The sequence below is a fragment of the Lelliottia sp. EB106-05-01-XG201 genome, from assembly GCF_058791735.1.
On record NZ_JBYTDV010000001.1, the window covers coordinates 2571556 to 2589376 of the forward strand.

Below are 17821 nucleotides of genomic sequence, written 5' to 3' on the forward strand. Positions count from 1 at the left end.
TCTGCACATCAAATGGGCTTCCGTCATGCTGAAAAATCTGCACGTCATTACCGGGATTGTCTTTGCTCTCACTATATTCTGCCTGTTGCAAGTCGTCACGGGGGGATTGTTCTATTCCGCCGTCAGTAACGACCGTCATAATTTCCAGAACTCAGGCAGCCTCAATGCGCAGCAGGAGAGCCTGAGCGACAGCGTCAATACGCTGGTCAAAACCCGCGTCACGGTCACACGCGTCGCCATTCGTTACCTTAAAAATCAGCGCGATCCGGCCTCTCTGGCGGCAATCAACAAGCTGCTCGGTAACGCGGGTGACTCTCTGACCAAAGCTGAAAACTACTATAGTGCCTGGCAGGCGATGCCGCCCGTGCAGGGCCAGAGTCAGGCACTGACCACCGAAATGCAGAAAGCGTACACCCAGATGCACGAGGTGATGCGCCTGTCGATTGAGTATCTGCGTGCCGATAACTATCAGGCGTATGGCGATCTCGACGCCCAGCAGGCTCAGGATGATATGGAGGCCGTCTACACCCGCTGGCGCGCGGAAAATAACACCCTGCTGAAAGCCGCCGCCAAAGAGAACCAGAGCAGCTTTACCCATATGCAGTGGACGCTCGGCACCATTTTCCTGGTGGTGATTGCCGTGCTGATCGTGTTCTGGCAAGGATTGCAGCACCTGCTGCTGAAGCCCCTGCGCAGCGTGATGAACCATATTCGCACCATCGCCAGTGGCGATCTGACGCAGACGATTTCCATCGACAGCCGCAATGAGATGGGTCAGCTGGCGGCGGGTCTGCATGAGATGCAAACCTCGCTGGTGAGCACCGTCAGCGCGGTGCGCGGCAGTACCGATTCGATCTACACCGGCGCAGGCGAAATCGCGGCGGGCAGTAACGATCTCTCCGCCCGTACCGAGCAGCAGGCCTCTTCCCTGGAAGAGACGGCGGCCAGCATGGAAGAGCTGACCGCGACGGTGAAACAGAACTCCGATAATGCCCGTCAGGCGACGCTGCTGGCGAAAAATGCCTCGGAAACCGCCGATCGCGGCGGACGCGTGGTGAATAACGTCATCCGCACCATGACCGAAATTGCCGACAGCTCTCAGCAAATTGCCCACATCACCAGCGTGATCGACAGCATCGCCTTCCAGACCAACATTCTGGCACTGAACGCCGCCGTTGAAGCCGCACGAGCGGGTGAACAAGGCCGCGGATTTGCCGTGGTCGCCGGGGAAGTGCGTACCCTGGCCAGCCGCAGTGCGCAGGCGGCAAAAGAGATCAAAGCGCTGATTGAAAACTCCGTCAGCCGGGTCAATACCGGCTCCGGACAGGTCAGCGAAGCCGGGGAAACCATGAAAGAGATCGTCGCCGCCGTCACCCGCGTGACCGATATTATGGGGGAGATCGCCTCGGCTTCCGATGAGCAGAGCCGCGGTATTGAGCAGGTGAGCCTGGCGGTTTCGCAGATGGATAGCGTAACGCAGCAGAACGCCGCGCTGGTGCAGGAATCCGCCACGGCGGCGGCCGCGCTGGAGGATCAGGCGGAGCAGCTGCGCCAGGCCGTCGCCGCCTTCCGTCTGAACGTAAAGACGCAAACCGCCGCACCGCGCGCGACACACCTGAAAACACCGCAGGTATTGCGCCCGGCCACAGCGTCCGCCGGAGACGGCAACTGGGAAACGTTCTGACCGTTAGCGGCTGCGCTTGGCGTGCCGCTCCCGGTTTTCCAGCTTAGCTTCACCCGATTTTTGTAGCGCAACATAGCACGCCCCGCTGCCGCCATGATGGGGCAGCGCCACGCAGACGGCCTGCACGGCGTCGAATTCGGTCAGCCAGCGCGCCAGATAACTGCGCACAATGTTGGCGTGCGAGTTATCTTCCCGGCCTTTGCCGTGAATGATGATCAGGTTGCGCAGGCTGTCCTGCTGAGCCTGCTGAATAAAGGCAAACAGCATCTGGCGGCACTGCTCGACCGGCTGGCGCAGTAAGTTCAGGCTGGCCTGACGCGGGTATTTACCGGTGCGTAATTTATCCATCACGCCCTGCTGAACGCCTTCGCGCTGAAAAGTGAGCGGTTCGGCAAGCGGCAGAACATCAAGGAAGCCGAGCGTGAGAAAGTTATCGAGCTGCGTGGTGTCGATACTCTGGCGGGTACGTTGATTGCGACTCGGCTGCCAGGTGATATCGGTGCAGCGTTTCAGGGGCTGGACATCTTCCATGGCGTCAAGAAAAAGGGATTTGTCGTCAGGTTTCATGGTGCTCCTCCAGCGGCATCTGAAGGCGTACTCTACCCGCGCCAGAGGGGTGTTTCAATATCCATGGGCGACGGAGAAAAAATGATCACGCAGTGAAAGATATTAATTTGGCTAATAGATAACAATGAAGCCGCCTTAAAATAAATTTAATCAATCATTAACTGTATAATTTAAGTTAAAAATAAGTGAAATCAGGCACTCCGATCACTTTATTTTTAGGCGAAAGCTGTTATAACTAAATAAACCTGCATAACGGACAAATAAAGCGGGAGTTGGCAAAAGGACGCACTGCTGTGTGTACTGTAGGGTCTGTCCGATGTCGGCAGGCTCTATTTTTTTATTTCCCTTCGTTAAGCAATATTCCGCGGGCCTGTCTTCTGAACTGGGTTATTAATGACGCAGTTAACGGAGTTTGTCGGGAATCACGTCTCTGGATTAGATAATAAGCGGCTTTGGGTAAGATCTCTTCGACCGGCAACATCACCAGACGGTGCGCCAGGAGCGGATCACAGCCCAGTTCCTGCGGTAAAATGCTCAGAAAATCACTCTGCGCTACCAGACTAATACAGGATGAGAATGTTTCGCAAACAACGCCAATTTGCGGTAATTGTGAGCGATAACGGAATATATCCTCCAGCTGTTTATAATAACTCCCGCGCGGTGTAGGCATCGTCCAGTTATAATTCATAAGCTCACTAATTGATTTTGCACCGATGGCCGGATGACCCTGCCGACAAAATATTGCAAAGGGTTTTTCGAACAGTTTTTCAAAGGTAAATTCGTGATCGTAGGGTCCCTGATAATAGGTATTGATGGTGAAATCCAGCTCTCCCTGGCGTAATTCATTGATCATCGATACCAGCTGCCCTTCCATAATTCGCACTTTCACCTGCGGGTGCTGCTCGTGAAAACGGGTGATCACCGCGGGCATTAAGGTGCGCGCGACGCTGGCCCCCATCCCGATATTGATCTGCCCGCCCTGCAGCCCCTGCCGCTGGCGAATGTCGTCCTGCGCGGCGCGCAGCTCTTCGAGGATCAGGTTGGCGTGCTGATAAAAACTCTCGCCACACTCCGTCAGCGCCACGCCTTTACTGCGTCGCACAAACAGCTGCGCGGCCATGCCCTCTTCGAGTTCTTTAATGGATTTGGTCAATGCCGGTTGCGAGAGATTCATCGCCCGGCTGGCACCGCGAATACTGCCCTGACGCGCCACTTCTACGAACGCGCGGATCTGATGAAATTTAACCTGAAATGACATAGTTCGACCGATAACCGTTGTTTATCAGAGTAAAGAAATTGTCATCTACTTTAATGGAAATGGATATGCGAGGGTAATTCCTGAACGGTTAAAACTGTGAAAAATTGGTTAGTGATAAGTAAAAACTATCACAGCGTGAAGCAGTTCACATATTTTAATGATGACAGGAACAGAGATGGATTCACTGACACAATCCCTTGAAAAATTAATGTCTCAGCTGATCGCCTGGCGGCGTGATTTTCACCAGTATGCCGAATCGGGCTGGGTGGAGTTTCGCACCGCGGCAAAGGTCGCGGAGATCCTTGATAGCCTGGGCTACGAACTGGCGATGGGCCGCGACGTGGTCGACGCCGACAGCCGTATGGGCCTGCCCGACGCCGACACTCTGGCTGCAGAATATGCCCGCGCGCGCCAGCAGGGTGCGCCGGAAAAATGGCTCAGCGCCTTTGAAGGCGGATTTACCGGCCTTGTCGCCACGCTGAACACCGGACGCCCCGGCCCGACGCTCGCCTTTCGGGTGGACATGGACGCACTGGATCTCAGTGAAGCCCTCGACGAGAGTCACCGCCCGTTCCGCGACGGTTTTTCCTCCTGTAATCCCGGGATGATGCACGCCTGCGGTCACGACGGACACACCACCATCGGCCTCGGGCTGGCGTATCTGCTGAAGCAGAACGAATCCCGGCTGAACGGCACCATCAAACTCATCTTCCAGCCCGCGGAAGAAGGCACCCGCGGCGCACGGGCGATGGTCGCTGCCGGTGCGCTGGACGGCGTCGATTACTTCACCGCGATCCACATCGGCACCGGCGTTCCGGCCGGGACCGTCATCTGCGGCAGCGATAACTTTATGGCGACCACCAAATTTGACGTGCGCTTTACCGGCGTCGCCGCCCACGCTGGTGGCAAACCGGAAGACGGACGTAACGCCCTGCTCGCCGCCGCGCAAGCCGCCCTGGCCCTGCACAGCATCGCGCCCCACAGCGAAGGCGCGTCACGCGTTAACGTCGGCGTGATGCAGGCGGGCAGCGGGCGCAACGTGGTTCCGGCCAGCGCGCTGTTAAAAGTGGAAACGCGCGGCGAAAGCGAAGCCATTAATCAGTATGTCTTTGAGCGCGCTAAGGGCGTGATTGACGGCGCGGCGGCGCTGTACGGGGTGAAAGCCGAGATGCGTCTGATGGGTGCCGCAACCTCAAGTTCCCCTTCTCCGGCCTGGGTGGACTATCTGCGCGAGCAGGCAAGCCAGGTGGCGGCGGTCCATCAGGCCATCGACAAGGTGAAAGCCCCGGCGGGTTCAGAAGATGCCACCCTGATGATGGCCCACGTGCAGCAAAACGGCGGTCTGGCTTCGTACATGGTGTTTGGGACTGATTTAAGCGCCGGGCATCACAATGAGAAGTTTGATTTTGACGAGCAGATCATGGGCGTGGCGATTGAAACGCTGGCCCGTACTGCGATCAATTTTCCCTGGACGCGAGGTGTGTAATGCAGGAGATCTACCCTTTTATTGACGATGCCATCGAAACCCGATGTCAGACCTTTACCGATATTGCCGATGACATTTGGGATCATCCGGAAACACGCTTTGAGGAGTTCTGGTCCTCCGACCGTCTGGCCAACGCGCTGGAGGCGGAAGGTTTTACCCTGACCCGTGAGGCAGGCGGCATTCCCAATGCCTTTATCGCCAGCTTCGGCAGCGGAAAACCTGTCGTCGCCCTGCTAGGGGAATTTGACGCGCTGGCGGGCCTGAGCCAGTCGGCGCACTGCGCCACCCCACAGTCGGACACGCCGGGCGCGAACGGCCACGGCTGCGGACATAACCTGCTCGGCACCGCCGCGCTGGCGGGCGCGGTGGCGGTCAAAAGCTGGCTGGAACAGCATGGCGGCAGCGGAACGGTGCGTTTTTACGGCTGCCCCGGCGAAGAAGGCGGCTCCGGGAAAACCTTTATGGTGCGCGAAGGGCTGTTCGATGACGTCGACGCCGCCGTGACCTGGCACCCGGAGGCTTTCGCCGGAATGTTTAACGTCAGCACCCTGGCGAATATCCAGGCCTCATGGCGCTTTCAGGGCATCGCCGCCCATGCCGCGAACTCGCCGCATCTCGGGCGCAGCGCGCTGGATGCCGTCACCCTGATGACCACCGGCACCAACTTCCTCAATGAGCACATCATCGAAAAAGCCCGCGTGCACTACGCCATCACCAACACCGGCGGGATTTCGCCGAACGTGGTGCAGGCGCAGGCTGAGGTGCTGTATCTGATCCGCGCCCCGGAGATGGCCGATGCGCAGCAGATCTACGAGCGCATTGAGAAAATCGCACAAGGCGCGGCGCTGATGACCGAAACCACCGTCGAGCGGCGTTTCGATAAGGCCTGCTCGAGCTATCTCCCGAACCGCACGCTCGAAGCCGCGATGTACAGCGCCTTACAGCATTACGGCACGCCAGAGTGGACGGACGAAGAGCGCGCGTTTGCCGGGGAGATCCGCAAAACCCTGACGGCTAACGATCTGCAAAACAGCCTGAAAAATATCGCCGCCACGGGCGGAGAGGAAGGCAAAGCCTTTGCCCGCAGAAACCGCGAGACGCTTCTGGTGGAGGAAGTGGCCCCGTACGCCATCACCGATAACGTGCTGGCTGGTTCCACCGACGTAGGTGATGTGAGCTGGAAAATGCCGGTCGCGCAGTGCTTCACCCCCTGCTTTACCGTCGGCACGCCGCTGCATACCTGGCAACTGGTGGCTCAGGGCCGCACGTCAATCGCCCATAAAGGGATGCTACTGGCCGGGAAAGTGATGGGCGCGACGGCGCTGAACCTGCTACAGGATGCGACACTGCTGCAGGCCTGCCGGGATGAGTTTGAACAACAGATCGCAGAACGACCGTACGAGTGTCCGATACCGCATAACGTGACGCCGTCACCTTTAAAATAATAAAACACGCAAACACAATAACATAACAACACAACAGTCCCGAGGAACGCCCATGAGTATGTCTTCCATACCTTCGCATTCCCCATCCGGTAAGGTCTATGGCTGGGTTGAGAGGATCGGCAACAAAGTGCCGCACCCTTTCCTGCTTTTTATCTATTTGATTGTGATCCTGATGATCGCCACCGCCGTGCTTTCCGCTTTTGATGTCTCCGTGCGCAGCCCGGCGGACGGCAGCATGGTGGCGGTGAAAAACCTGCTCAGCGTGGAAGGTCTGCACTGGTTTTTGCCGAATGTGATTAAAAACTTCAGCGGCTTTGCGCCGCTCGGGGCAATTCTGGCGCTGGTGCTGGGCGCGGGTCTGGCGGAACGCGTCGGGCTGTTGCCTGCCCTGATGGTCAAAATGGCGTCGGTGGTGAACGCCCGTTACGCCAGCTACATGGTGCTGTTTATCGCCTTTTTCAGCCACATCTCCTCTGATGCGGCGCTGGTGATCATGCCGCCGATGGGGGCGCTGATTTTCCTCGCCGTCGGGCGGCACCCGATCGCGGGCCTGCTGGCCGCTATCGCCGGGGTCGGGTGTGGATTTACAGCTAACCTGCTGATCGTCACCACCGACGTGCTGCTCTCCGGCATCAGCACCGAAGCGGCGAAAACCATCGATACGGCCATGCACGTCAGCGTGATCGACAACTGGTACTTTATGGCAAGCTCGGTGATTGTGCTGACCATCGTCGGCGGCCTGATCACCGATAAAATCGTCGAGCCGCGGCTGGGCACCTGGGAAGGCAGTCGCGATGAAAAACTGGAGTCGCTCAGCCAGGCGCAGCGCCACGGCCTGCGCGTAGCGGGCGTGGTCTCTCTGCTGTTTATCGCGGCCATTGCCCTGATGGTGGTTCCGGAAAACGGCGTGCTGCGCGATCCGGTGAAACACACGGTCCTGCCGTCGCCGTTCATTCAGGGCATCGTCCCGCTGATTATCCTGTTCTTCTTTATTGTCTCCCTCGCCTACGGCATCGCCACCGGCAAAATCCGCCGTCAGGGCGATCTGCCGCAACTGATGATCGAGCCAATGAAAGAGATGGCCGGATTTATCGTGATGGTGTTCCCGCTGGCGCAGTTCGTGGCGATGTTTAACTGGAGCAACATGGGCAAGTTCATGGCCGTCGGCCTGACCGATGCCCTGGAATCTGCCGGGCTGAGCGGCGTGCCGGCGTTTGTCGGCCTGGCGCTGCTCTCGTCCTTGCTGTGCATGTTTATCGCCAGCGGGTCTGCCATCTGGTCGATTCTGGCGCCGATCTTTGTGCCGATGTTTATGCTGCTCGGTTTTCATCCGGCGTTCGCGCAGATCCTGTTCCGCGTGGCGGATTCCTCGGTGATCCCACTGGCCCCCGTATCGCCTTTTGTTCCGCTGTTCTTGGGCTTCCTGCAACGCTACAAGCCTGAGGCAAAACTGGGTACCTACTATTCGCTGGTGCTGCCGTATCCGCTTATCTTTTTAGGGGTATGGCTGGTGATGTTGGTCGCGTGGTATCTTGTCGGTCTGCCAATTGGACCGGGGATTTACCCACGGCTGAATTAAGGGACAAAGGATGCTGAGATTACTCGAAGATAAGATTGCCACGCCTCTTGGCCCGCTGTGGATCATTGCCGATGAGCAGTTCAACCTGCGCGCGGTGGAGTGGGAAGAGCACAGCGATCGAATGGTTGAGTTGCTGAATATCCACTATCGCGACGGCTATGAACGCATCAGCGCGACCAACCCTGGCGGGTTGAGTGCGAAGATGGCGGATTACTTCGAGGGCGATCTCAGCATTATCGATACCTTACCGACCGCCACGGCAGGAACGCCTTTCCAGCGCGAAGTGTGGCAGGCTCTGCGCGCCATCCCCTGCGGGCAAGTTATGCACTACGGCCAGCTCGCCGAGCAGCTTGGTCGCGCGGGTGCTGCTCGCGCCGTAGGTGCGGCCAATGGCTCAAATCCGGTCAGTATCGTGGTGCCCTGCCATCGCGTGATCGGACGCAACGGCACCATGACGGGCTACGCCGGTGGCGTGCAGCGCAAAGAGTGGTTATTGCGCCACGAAGGGTATTTGCTGCTTTAGAAATCCAGGCTTTTAGTGCTTAATTTTCTATGATTTAGGTCATTATTCCACAATCAAACTGTGGAATATCAAGAAGATGGCGACGCATTGTCGCCACTTGTCTCTATTGATGGTTTCCCAGGCTTACGCGCACTCCAAAAAGATGTTAAAATTGACCAATATCAATTAAGGCTTGAGCAGACCTATGATCCCGGAAAAGCGAATTATACGACGCATTCAGTCTGGCGGTTGTGCTATCCATTGCCAGGATTGCAGCATTAGCCAGCTCTGTATCCCGTTTACCCTGAATGAGCATGAACTCGATCAGCTTGATAATATCATCGAGCGCAAAAAGCCTATTCAGAAAGGGCAGACGCTGTTTAAGGCGGGAGACGAACTGAAATCGCTCTATGCTATCCGTTCTGGCACCATTAAGAGCTACACCATCACCGAGCAAGGCGATGAGCAGATCACCGGCTTCCACCTGGCGGGCGATTTAGTCGGCTTTGACGCTATCGGTACCGGCCACCACCCGAGCTTCGCTCAGGCGCTGGAAACCTCCATGGTTTGCGAAATCCCGTTCGAAACCCTGGACGACCTGTCAGGCAAAATGCCGAACCTGCGTCAGCAGATGATGCGTCTGATGAGCGGCGAGATCAAAGGCGATCAGGACATGATCCTGCTGCTTTCCAAAAAGAATGCGGAAGAGCGTCTGGCAGCCTTTATCTACAACCTGTCGCGCCGCTTTGCCGAACGTGGTTTCTCTCCACGTGAATTCCGCCTGACCATGACCCGTGGTGATATCGGTAACTACCTGGGCCTGACCGTTGAAACCATCAGCCGTCTGCTGGGTCGTTTCCAGAAAAGCGGAATGCTGGCGGTGAAAGGCAAATACATCACCATTGAAAACGGTGAAGCGCTGGCGGTTCTCGCCGGTCACTCCCGCAACGTCGCTTAAGCCTCATCTCTCTTCTGCCGGATCGATAAATTTTCGTGATTTATTGATCTGGCAAAACCTTCTCCCCTGTTTCATTCAACATATATAGGTTACTCTTTTAATTACAGACTGTGGTGACAGTAGTAAGGAGACCTGTATGGCAAAGTATCAAAACATGCTGGTGGCCATCGATCCTAATCAGGACGATCAACCGGCGTTACGGCGAGCTGTCTATTTACATCAACGGATTGGCGGCAAAATCAAAGCGTTTTTGCCGATCTATGACTTCTCATATGAGATGACCACCCTTCTGTCGCCTGACGAGCGCACTGCTATGCGTCAGGGAGTGATCAGCCAGCGGACCGCGTGGATCCGCGAGCAGGCAAAATATTACATCGATGCCGGTATCCCCATCGACATCAAAGTGGTGTGGCATAACCGTCCTTTTGAAGCCATCATTCAGGAAGTCATGAGCGAACAACATGACCTGCTGCTGAAGATGGCGCACCAGCACGACAAACTTGAAGCCGTGATTTTTACCCCAACCGACTGGCATCTGCTGCGTAAGTGTCCATGCCCGGTATGGATGGTGAAAGACCAGCCGTGGCCGGAAGGCGGTAAGGCGCTGGTGGCGGTGAACCTCGCCAGCGAAGAGAATTATCACAACGCCCTGAACGAAAAACTGGTGAAAGAGACGATCCAGCTTGCCGAACAGGTCAATCACACCGAGGTCCACCTGGTCGGTGCCTATCCGGTCACCCCTATCAATATCGCTATCGAACTGCCTGAGTTTGACCCGAGCGTGTATAACGACGCGATCCGCGGTCAGCACCTGCTGGCGATGAAAGCCCTGCGCCAGAAATTCAGTATCGACGAGAAGATGACACACGTAGAGAAAGGCCTGCCTGAAGAGGTGATCCCGGATCTGTCGGAGCATTTGCAGGCGGGGATTGTGGTGCTCGGCACCGTCGGACGCACCGGGATTTCCGCGGCGTTCCTTGGCAATACGGCGGAACAGGTGATCGACCATCTGCGCTGTGACCTGCTGGTCATTAAACCGGATCAGTATCAGACCCCGGTTGAGCTGGATGACGAAGAAGACGATTGACGTTTTAATATGAAAAAAGCCGCCAATTATGGCGGCTTTTTTATTGCCGGGTGGCGCTGACGCTTACCCGGCCTACATGTATCGCGTAGGCCCGGCAAGCTTGCGCCGCCGGGCAAAACACACTTACAGCGCTTTCAGAATCGCATCCACGCTGGCTTTGGCATCGCCAAACAGCATGTGGGTGTTCTCTTTGAAGAACAGCGGGTTCTGCACGCCTGCGTAGCCGGTGTTCATCGAGCGTTTGAAGACGATAACGTTCTGCGCCTTCCACACTTCCAGAACCGGCATACCGGCAATCGGGCTGCCAGGATCGTCCTGCGCCGCCGGGTTCACCGTATCGTTCGCGCCGATAACCAGCACCGTGTCGGTGTCGGCGAAATCATCGTTGATCTCGTCCATCTCCAGCACCACGTCGTAAGGCACTTTCGCCTCCGCCAGCAGCACGTTCATGTGACCAGGCAAGCGCCCCGCCACCGGGTGAATACCGAAACGCACTTTGATCCCGCGGGCACGCAGCTTCTCGGTGATTTCCGCCACCGGGTACTGCGCCTGCGCCACCGCCATGCCGTAGCCTGGGGTGATGATCACGGAGTGGGAGTTTTTCAGCATATCAGCCGTGTCTTCCGCCGTGATTTCACGGTGCTCGCCGACTTCTTCGTCACCGCTGGACGACGCACCGTCGGTACCAAAACCACCGGCAATCACGCTGAAGAACGAACGGTTCATCGCCTTACACATGATGTACGACAGGATCGCACCCGACGAGCCCACCAGCGCACCGGTGACAATCAGCAGGTCGTTGCTGAGCATAAAGCCCGCCGCCGCTGCCGCCCAACCGGAATAGGAGTTCAGCATCGACACCACGACCGGCATGTCCGCCCCGCCGATCGACGCCACCAGATGCCAGCCAAACGCCAGCGCAATAACGGTCATCACCAGCAGCGCCAGAACCTGCATACCGGTACTTTCGGTACGCACAAACACCACCAGCAGCAGGAAGGAAACCACCAGCGCCGCGAGGTTCATTTTGTGGCGGTTTGGCAGCATCAGCGGTTTAGACGAAATCTTGCCGCGCAGTTTGCCGAACGCCACGATAGAACCGGTGAAGGTCACCGCACCGATGAAGATCCCGAGGAACACTTCGGTCAGATGGATGTTGACCAGAATCGGCTCCATGCCCGGTTCGTGATACAGGTAGCTGTTAAAGCCCACCAGCACCGCCGCCAGACCGACAAAGCTGTGCAGAATCGCCACCAGCTCTGGCATCTCGGTCATTTCCACGCGCTTCGCCAGGCGAATACCGATCGCACCACCGATAATCATCGCCACCAGAATCCATGCGACGTTGCCGGTATCCGGCCCGAAGATGGTCGCAATCAGCGCGATCGCCATACCGGCGATACCAAAGTGGTTCCCGCGCTGCGACGTTTCGTGTTTCGAAAGCCCCGCCAGACTGCAGATAAACAGGATTGCAGCAACAATGTATGCCGCTGTGACTAATCCTCCAGACATATGCTACCCCTTAGCCTTTACGAAACATTTTCAGCATGCGCTGAGTCACGGTGAAACCACCGAAAATATTGATACTGGCGATCAGCACCGCGATAAAGCTCAGGAAGCTAATCCAGCCGCCGTGACCAATCTGCAGTAACGCCCCCACCACGATAATCCCTGAAATGGCGTTCGTGACCGACATTAAAGGCGTGTGCAGCGCGTGAGACACGTTCCACACCACGTAGTAACCGACAACACACGACAGCGCGAAGACGGTGAAGTGTCCGAGGAACTCTTTCGGTGCCACGTCAGCCAGCCAGCCGAAGAGAATAATCACCAGCGCCATCAGGGCATATTTACGCCACGGAGAGACCGGTTGAGCCGGTTCTTTAGGCGCAGGAGCCGCTTTTGGTGCGGCCTGTGGCTGAGCGGAAACCTGAATCGGCGGAGCCGGCCAGGTGATTTCGCCGTCACGGATCACCGTCACGCCGCGCACCACCACATCATCAAAATCAACTACCACGTTGCCGTCTTTCTCTTTGCAGAGCAGTTTCAGCAGGTTAACGAGGTTGGTGCCGTACAGCTGAGAAGACTGGGTTGGCAGACGGCCTGGCAGGTCGGTGTAACCGATAATCTTCACGCCGTTTGCCGTGGTCATCACTTCGTTCGGTACCGTATATTCACAGTTACCGCCGTTCTGCGAGGCCAGATCGACAATCACGCTCCCGGCTTTCATGGAGTCAACCATTTCGCGGGTGATCAGCTTCGGAGCCGGTTTACCCGGGATCAGTGCGGTGGTGACGATGATATCGACATCTTTCGCCTGGGCCGCAAAGAGTTCCATTTCCGCTTTGATGAAGGCTTCGGACATCACTTTGGCGTAACCATCACCGCTGCCCGCTTCTTCTTTGAAGTCCAGCTCGAGGAACTCAGCGCCCATACTCTGGACCTGTTCTTTGACTTCCGGACGGGTATCAAAGGCACGAACGATGGCGCCGAGGCTGTTGGCCGCGCCGATGGCAGCAAGACCAGCCACACCGGCACCGATCACCATCACTTTCGCCGGAGGAACTTTGCCCGCCGCGGTGATTTGACCGGTAAAGAAGCGACCAAACTCATGGGCAGCTTCGACGATCGCACGATAACCGGCGATGTTTGCCATTGAACTCAGCGCATCCAGCGACTGGGCGCGGGAGATACGCGGCACGGAGTCCATCGCCATGACGGTGACACCGCGTGCGGCGAGTTTCTCCATCAGCTCCGGGTTTTGCGCAGGCCAGACGAAGCTCACCAGCGTCGTGCCCGGATTCAGTAAGGCAATTTCGCTCTCGGTTGGCGCATTCACTTTCAGAATCACCGGCGACTGCCAGATATCAGCCTCGCTCACAACCTCAGCGCCAGCCTGAATAAATGCCTCGTCATCGAAACTCGCCAGTTTGCCCGCGCCGCTTTCAACCGCGACGGTAAAACCCAGTTTAAGCAGCTGCTCGACCGTTTTCGGCGTGGCAGCAACGCGGGTTTCATTGGCTAACCGTTCTTTTGGTACCCCAATACGCATAGTTTTCCCTTCCATCGGTTCTTGATGATGGTTTGTCGATAAATGACCGCGATTTGCATAAGCGTCGCCAGTGAGTCCTGGCTGATGAATAATCACGGAAAATAAAACAGTAACAAACTTTCTATAACCTACTGAAAATAGCGCCTGTGATCTACAGCAAGAAAACACTATTTCTGACTTTATCTGTGAAAAATAAGTGATCGTCGTCTCTGACAGCGATATTTACCTTAATTTCCTCGCCAGGCCCGATAAATAGCTCAAGCGAAGCGGTAAAAACATGATATAGCGCCGTATTAAAACAACTTATTAACATTAAATTAACTTGTAAAAGTCATATGCTTAATCAGTTTTCCTGCTCAAACCCCTGTTTACTCGACATATCAGTAAATGTTATCGAATTTGATCCTGTCGGGAGCACAGGGAGTGAAAAATGCCGCAGACAGCGACGGGTTTTAAATGCCATAATCGGCGACGATTTCAAATTAACAACAACACCAGTATATGGTTTGCGCAAGGCGAAGGATTATTTTTATGAAGCTTAAGAACACTCTCCTGGCGTCCGCACTTCTTACTGCGACCGCCCTGTCCGCAAATGCCGCGACAGAGTTGACGCCAGAGCAAGCGGCAGCGTTGAAACCTTACGATCGCGTGACGATTACCGGTCGTTTTAACGCTATTAGCGATGCCGTACGCGCAGCCTCCGCTCGCGCAGACAAAGAAGGCGCTGCCTCTTTTTACGTTGTGGATACTTCCGATTACGGTAGCGGCGGCAACCTGCGCGTCGTGGCCGATCTGTACAAACAAGATGCCCCGAAAGCTGACGCACCGAAAAACCGCGTGATCAATGGTGTCGTTGAGCTGCCGAAGGATCAGGCCGTCGCGCTGGAACCCTTTGACACCGTGACCGTTCAGGGCTTCTACCGCAGCCAGCCAGAAGTGAACGATGCCATCACCAAAGCGGCGAAAGAGAAAGGCGCAGCCTCTTTCTACATCGTGCGCCAGATTGACGCCAACCAGGGCGGCAACCAGCGTATCACCGCGTTCATCTACAAAGCAGATGCCAAAAAACGTGTTCTGCAGAGCCCTGACGCCATCCCGGCTGATTCAGAAGCAGGCCGCGCTGCCATCGCTAAGGGCGGCGAAGAAGCGAAGAAAGTGGAAATCCCGGGCGTTGCGACCACTGCGACACCAAGTTCTGACGTCGGTCGTTTCTTTGAAACGCAGACCACCAAAGGCGGTCGTTACACTGTCACCCTGCCGGACGGCACAAAAATTGAAGAGCTGAACAAAACCACTGCCGCGCAGATGGTGCCTTTCGACAGCATCAAGTTCACCGGAAACTACGGCAACATGACCGAAGTTTCTTACCAGGTGGCGAAACGTGCCGCGAAGAAAGGCGCTAAGTATTACCACATCACCCGCCAGTGGCAGGAACGTGGTAACAACCTGACCGTCAGCGCTGACCTGTACAAGTAACAAAACAGGTTTGAAAAGGCGGCGCAATGCCGCCTTTTTTGTAACTTTTTTCTTATTTCTGCCTCACATCATTGCATGCCCGCAATACACTCCGTAAAATCCCGCGCCTTAGTGTGATCCACCATTTTTATGCGCTTGTGCGAAATAATTATTCTGGATTTGGACCTTTCATAACAGGAAGCCAATGGAAAAGAAACTTGGCCTAAGCGCTTTAACTGCGCTCGTTTTAAGCTCCATGCTCGGCGCGGGCGTATTCAGTTTGCCGCAGAATATGGCGGAAGTCGCGAGCCCCGCGGCGCTGCTCATCGGCTGGGGGATCACCGGCGTCGGGATCCTGCTGCTGGCCTTTGCCATGCTTTTGCTCACGCGCATCCGTCCGGACCTGGACGGCGGAATATTCACTTACGCCCGCGAAGGGTTTGGCGAGCTGATTGGCTTCTGCTCGGCCTGGGGCTACTGGCTCTGCGCGGTGATCGCCAACGTCTCCTATCTGGTCATTGTCTTCTCGGCCCTCAGCTTCTTTACCGATACGCCTGAGCTGCGTTTCTTTGGCGACGGTAACACCTGGCAATCCATCGTTGGCGCATCGGTCCTGCTGTGGCTGGTTCACTGGCTGGTGCTGCGCGGCGTGCAGACCGCGGCGAGCATTAACCTGGTGGCGACGCTGGCAAAACTGGTTCCGCTGGGCCTGTTCATCGTGCTCGCGTTTATCGCGTTTCGTCTCGACGTCTTTAGCCTTGATTTCAGCGGTGTCGCCCTCGGCGTGCCGGTCTGGGAGCAGGTGAAAAACACCATGCTCATTACCCTGTGGGTGTTCATCGGCGTGGAAGGCGCGGTGGTGGTGTCGGCGCGAGCGCGCAACAAGCGCGACGTAGGCCGTGCCACGCTGCTGGCAGTTCTGGCAGCGCTTAGCGTCTACCTGATGGTGACGTTGCTCTCCATCGGCGTCGTTGCGCGTCCTGAACTGGCGCAAATGCGTAACCCGTCGATGGCGGGCCTGATGGTCAAAATGATGGGTTCCTGGGGCGACGTGGTGATTGCGGCGGGGCTGATTGTCTCGGTCTGCGGCGCGTACCTGAGCTGGACCATTATGGCCGCAGAAGTGCCTTTCCTGGCCGCGACGCATAAAGCATTCCCGCGTATGTTTGCCCGTCAGAACAAAAACAGCGCGCCGTCTGCGTCCCTGTGGCTGACCAACATCAGCGTGCAGGTCTGTCTGGTGCTGATCTGGCTCACAGGTTCGGACTATAACACCCTGCTGACCATTGCCTCCGAGATGATTCTGGTACCCTATTTCTTAGTCGGTGCCTATCTGTTAAAAATAGCTGCCCGCCCGGCGCATTACGTGGTCGGTGTCGGGGCCTGTCTCTACGGGCTATGGTTATTGTATGCTTCAGGGCCAATGCACCTGCTGCTGTCGGTGGTGCTGTATGCGCCGGGTCTGCTGGTGTTTATCTACGCCCGCCGCACGCATCAGCTCGGACACGCGCTGAAGCGCCGCGAAATGGCGTTGATTGGTATGTTACTGGTTGCTGCCGTACCGGCGACCTGGATGTTAATGGGATAAGCGCGTTTTTCCCATTGTCGAAGGAATATGGAGAACACGATGGGAAAAGCACCGCAACGCCCGATTCTGATTACAGGCGCAGGCCGACGCATCGGCCTCGCCCTTGCCCACCACTTCCTCAATCAGCACCAGCCGGTGATCGTCAGTTACCGGACGGAATACGGCTCCATTGAAGGATTGAGAAACGCAGGCGCGGTCTGCATTCAGGCGGATTTCTCCACGGACGCCGGGATTCTGGCATTTGCTGACACAGTGAAATCCACCACTGACGGCCTGCGCGCTATCGTGCATAACGCCAGCGCCTGGCAGGCAGAAAAACCGGGCACGCCGCTGAGCGACACCCTCGCCGCGATGATGCAGATCCACGTTCACGCCCCCTATTTGCTCAACCACGCCCTGCAGGATCTGCTGTGCGGGCACGGCCATGCCGCGAGCGATATCATTCATTTCACTGATTACGTGGTGGAGCGCGGAAGCGACAAGCACATTGCCTATGCGGCAAGCAAAGCGGCGCTGGATAACATGACCCGATCGTTTGCCCGTAAGCTCGCGCCAGAGGTCAAAGTCAACGCCATCGCCCCGTCGCTGATTCTGTTTAACGACCACGATGACGCGGAATATCGCCAGAAAGCGCTCAATAAATCGCTGATGAAAATCGCGCCGGGCGAGAAAGAGGTGATTGATCTTATCGACTACCTGCTGACCAGTTGCTACGTGACAGGCCGCTCATTCGGCGTGGACGGCGGTCGTCCGCTGAATTAGTGGAAACGGCTCCAGAAGAAGATCAACACCCAGGCGCTGAGGCTCCAGCAGACCACTGCCCCGCCCAGCGCCAGCGGTAACCGCATCATGGCGGTGAAATACCACAGAGAAAGCAGATAGATAAAATAGGGAATGATCGACCACATACCAAACACGATGGTGGTCCGCAGCGCCTCAATTCCCCGCTCAGACGCCACAATATAGTGAGCGATCAGTGCAAAGGTCGGGAACAACGGAATCAGCCCGGCGATATAGTAATTTTTAGTCTTCGCCAGAATGCCAATCAACACGACCACCAGCGCACCCAGCGCGGCTTTGATCAAAAGCGCCATCCTTTTCCCTTAACAATCAAATAACAATAACGGCCAGCATAACGGAACTGGGGTTAATTTTGAAAG

Annotated in this window: 15 protein-coding genes; 10 read left to right on the forward strand and 5 right to left on the reverse strand. The window is 56.4% G+C overall.

Going from position 1 to position 17821, the window contains the following annotated elements; all coding sequences use genetic code 11:
- The first annotated feature begins 25 nt into the window (after nucleotides 1-25).
- Nucleotides 26-1684 (forward strand): methyl-accepting chemotaxis citrate transducer, encoded by a 1659-nt coding sequence (tcp, locus tag AC3WS9_RS12105; protein WP_492490330.1) that lies wholly within the window; start codon nucleotides 26-28, stop codon nucleotides 1682-1684.
- 3 nt (nucleotides 1685-1687) lie between these two features.
- On the opposite strand, the gene smrA is transcribed toward tcp, so the two are convergent.
- Nucleotides 1688-2251, reverse strand: coding sequence for a DNA endonuclease SmrA (smrA, locus tag AC3WS9_RS12110; protein ID WP_282493232.1), 564 nt, complete (start codon nucleotides 2249-2251; stop codon nucleotides 1688-1690).
- Nucleotides 2252-2588: 337 nt separating this feature from the next.
- Nucleotides 2589-3509 (reverse strand): LysR family transcriptional regulator, encoded by a 921-nt coding sequence (locus tag AC3WS9_RS12115; protein ID WP_285144623.1) that lies wholly within the window; start codon nucleotides 3507-3509, stop codon nucleotides 2589-2591.
- Nucleotides 3510-3684: 175 nt separating this feature from the next.
- On the opposite strand from AC3WS9_RS12115, the gene AC3WS9_RS12120 reads away from it, so the two are divergent.
- The 6 genes from AC3WS9_RS12120 to uspE all read left to right on the forward strand — a co-directional run bounded on the left by AC3WS9_RS12120 (nucleotide 3685) and on the right by uspE (nucleotide 10566).
- Nucleotides 3685-4995: a M20 family metallo-hydrolase gene (locus AC3WS9_RS12120; RefSeq protein ID WP_492488579.1), complete on the forward strand. Its 1311-nt coding sequence runs from the start codon at nucleotides 3685-3687 to the stop codon at nucleotides 4993-4995.
- On the forward strand, nucleotides 4995-6440 hold the full coding sequence (locus AC3WS9_RS12125; protein WP_492488581.1) for a M20 family metallopeptidase: 1446 nt from the start codon (nucleotides 4995-4997) through the stop codon (nucleotides 6438-6440). The genes AC3WS9_RS12120 and AC3WS9_RS12125 overlap by 1 nt, the downstream gene beginning before the upstream one ends.
- 52 nt (nucleotides 6441-6492) lie before the next feature.
- Nucleotides 6493-8019 carry a p-aminobenzoyl-glutamate transporter gene (gene abgT / locus AC3WS9_RS12130; protein WP_282493236.1) on the forward strand — a complete coding sequence of 509 codons (1527 nt, stop codon included), beginning with the start codon at nucleotides 6493-6495 and terminating at the stop codon, nucleotides 8017-8019.
- A gap of 10 nt (nucleotides 8020-8029) precedes the next feature.
- Nucleotides 8030-8542 carry a methylated-DNA--[protein]-cysteine S-methyltransferase gene (gene ogt / locus AC3WS9_RS12135; protein ID WP_282493237.1) on the forward strand — a complete coding sequence of 171 codons (513 nt, stop codon included), beginning with the start codon at nucleotides 8030-8032 and terminating at the stop codon, nucleotides 8540-8542.
- A gap of 184 nt (nucleotides 8543-8726) precedes the next feature.
- Nucleotides 8727-9479, forward strand: coding sequence for a fumarate/nitrate reduction transcriptional regulator Fnr (gene fnr / locus AC3WS9_RS12140; RefSeq protein WP_014070017.1), 753 nt, complete (start codon nucleotides 8727-8729; stop codon nucleotides 9477-9479).
- Nucleotides 9480-9615: 136 nt separating this feature from the next.
- Nucleotides 9616-10566 carry a universal stress protein UspE gene (gene uspE / locus AC3WS9_RS12145; protein WP_282493238.1) on the forward strand — a complete coding sequence of 317 codons (951 nt, stop codon included), beginning with the start codon at nucleotides 9616-9618 and terminating at the stop codon, nucleotides 10564-10566.
- Nucleotides 10567-10689: 123 nt separating this feature from the next.
- Here uspE and pntB read toward each other — a convergent pair whose 3' ends face one another.
- Entirely contained in the window at nucleotides 10690-12078 is a 1389-nt protein-coding gene (gene pntB, locus AC3WS9_RS12150; RefSeq protein WP_100780347.1) for a Re/Si-specific NAD(P)(+) transhydrogenase subunit beta, read from the reverse strand.
- A 10-nt stretch (nucleotides 12079-12088) separates the two neighbouring features.
- Nucleotides 12089-13618 carry a Re/Si-specific NAD(P)(+) transhydrogenase subunit alpha gene (gene pntA, locus AC3WS9_RS12155; RefSeq protein WP_285144632.1) on the reverse strand — a complete coding sequence of 510 codons (1530 nt, stop codon included), beginning with the start codon at nucleotides 13616-13618 and terminating at the stop codon, nucleotides 12089-12091.
- Nucleotides 13619-14149: 531 nt separating this feature from the next.
- On the opposite strand from pntA, the gene ydgH reads away from it, so the two are divergent.
- The 3 genes from ydgH (at nucleotide 14150) to folM (ending at nucleotide 17423) form a co-directional block, all read left to right on the forward strand.
- Nucleotides 14150-15094: a DUF1471 family protein YdgH gene (ydgH, locus tag AC3WS9_RS12160; RefSeq protein WP_282493240.1), complete on the forward strand. Its 945-nt coding sequence runs from the start codon at nucleotides 14150-14152 to the stop codon at nucleotides 15092-15094.
- A gap of 184 nt (nucleotides 15095-15278) precedes the next feature.
- The gene (locus AC3WS9_RS12165; protein ID WP_285144633.1) at nucleotides 15279-16661 is read left to right on the forward strand and encodes an amino acid permease; all 1383 of its coding nucleotides are present in this window, start codon (nucleotides 15279-15281) and stop codon (nucleotides 16659-16661) included.
- A 39-nt stretch (nucleotides 16662-16700) separates the two neighbouring features.
- Nucleotides 16701-17423: a dihydromonapterin reductase gene (gene folM / locus AC3WS9_RS12170; RefSeq protein ID WP_492488586.1), complete on the forward strand. Its 723-nt coding sequence runs from the start codon at nucleotides 16701-16703 to the stop codon at nucleotides 17421-17423.
- Here the strand turns inward: folM and AC3WS9_RS12175 are convergent.
- Nucleotides 17420-17755: a GlpM family protein gene (locus tag AC3WS9_RS12175; protein ID WP_095281854.1), complete on the reverse strand. Its 336-nt coding sequence runs from the start codon at nucleotides 17753-17755 to the stop codon at nucleotides 17420-17422. The two genes, folM and AC3WS9_RS12175, sit on opposite strands and share 4 nt — an antisense overlap.
- Between the last annotated feature and the right edge of the window lie 66 nt (nucleotides 17756-17821).

Coding starts and splice junctions, on each gene's coding strand:
- tcp (WP_492490330.1), top strand. CDS start 26: ATGCTGAAAAATCTGCACGTCATTACCGGGATTGTCTTTGCTCTCACT.
- smrA (WP_282493232.1), bottom strand. CDS start 2,251: ATGAAACCTGACGACAAATCCCTTTTTCTTGACGCCATGGAAGATGTC.
- AC3WS9_RS12115 (WP_285144623.1), bottom strand. CDS start 3,509: ATGTCATTTCAGGTTAAATTTCATCAGATCCGCGCGTTCGTAGAAGTG.
- AC3WS9_RS12120 (WP_492488579.1), top strand. CDS start 3,685: ATGGATTCACTGACACAATCCCTTGAAAAATTAATGTCTCAGCTGATC.
- AC3WS9_RS12125 (WP_492488581.1), top strand. CDS start 4,995: ATGCAGGAGATCTACCCTTTTATTGACGATGCCATCGAAACCCGATGT.
- abgT (WP_282493236.1), top strand. CDS start 6,493: ATGAGTATGTCTTCCATACCTTCGCATTCCCCATCCGGTAAGGTCTAT.
- ogt (WP_282493237.1), top strand. CDS start 8,030: ATGCTGAGATTACTCGAAGATAAGATTGCCACGCCTCTTGGCCCGCTG.
- fnr (WP_014070017.1), top strand. CDS start 8,727: ATGATCCCGGAAAAGCGAATTATACGACGCATTCAGTCTGGCGGTTGT.
- uspE (WP_282493238.1), top strand. CDS start 9,616: ATGGCAAAGTATCAAAACATGCTGGTGGCCATCGATCCTAATCAGGAC.
- pntB (WP_100780347.1), bottom strand. CDS start 12,078: ATGTCTGGAGGATTAGTCACAGCGGCATACATTGTTGCTGCAATCCTG.
- pntA (WP_285144632.1), bottom strand. CDS start 13,618: ATGCGTATTGGGGTACCAAAAGAACGGTTAGCCAATGAAACCCGCGTT.
- ydgH (WP_282493240.1), top strand. CDS start 14,150: ATGAAGCTTAAGAACACTCTCCTGGCGTCCGCACTTCTTACTGCGACC.
- AC3WS9_RS12165 (WP_285144633.1), top strand. CDS start 15,279: ATGGAAAAGAAACTTGGCCTAAGCGCTTTAACTGCGCTCGTTTTAAGC.
- folM (WP_492488586.1), top strand. CDS start 16,701: ATGGGAAAAGCACCGCAACGCCCGATTCTGATTACAGGCGCAGGCCGA.
- AC3WS9_RS12175 (WP_095281854.1), bottom strand. CDS start 17,755: ATGGCGCTTTTGATCAAAGCCGCGCTGGGTGCGCTGGTGGTCGTGTTG.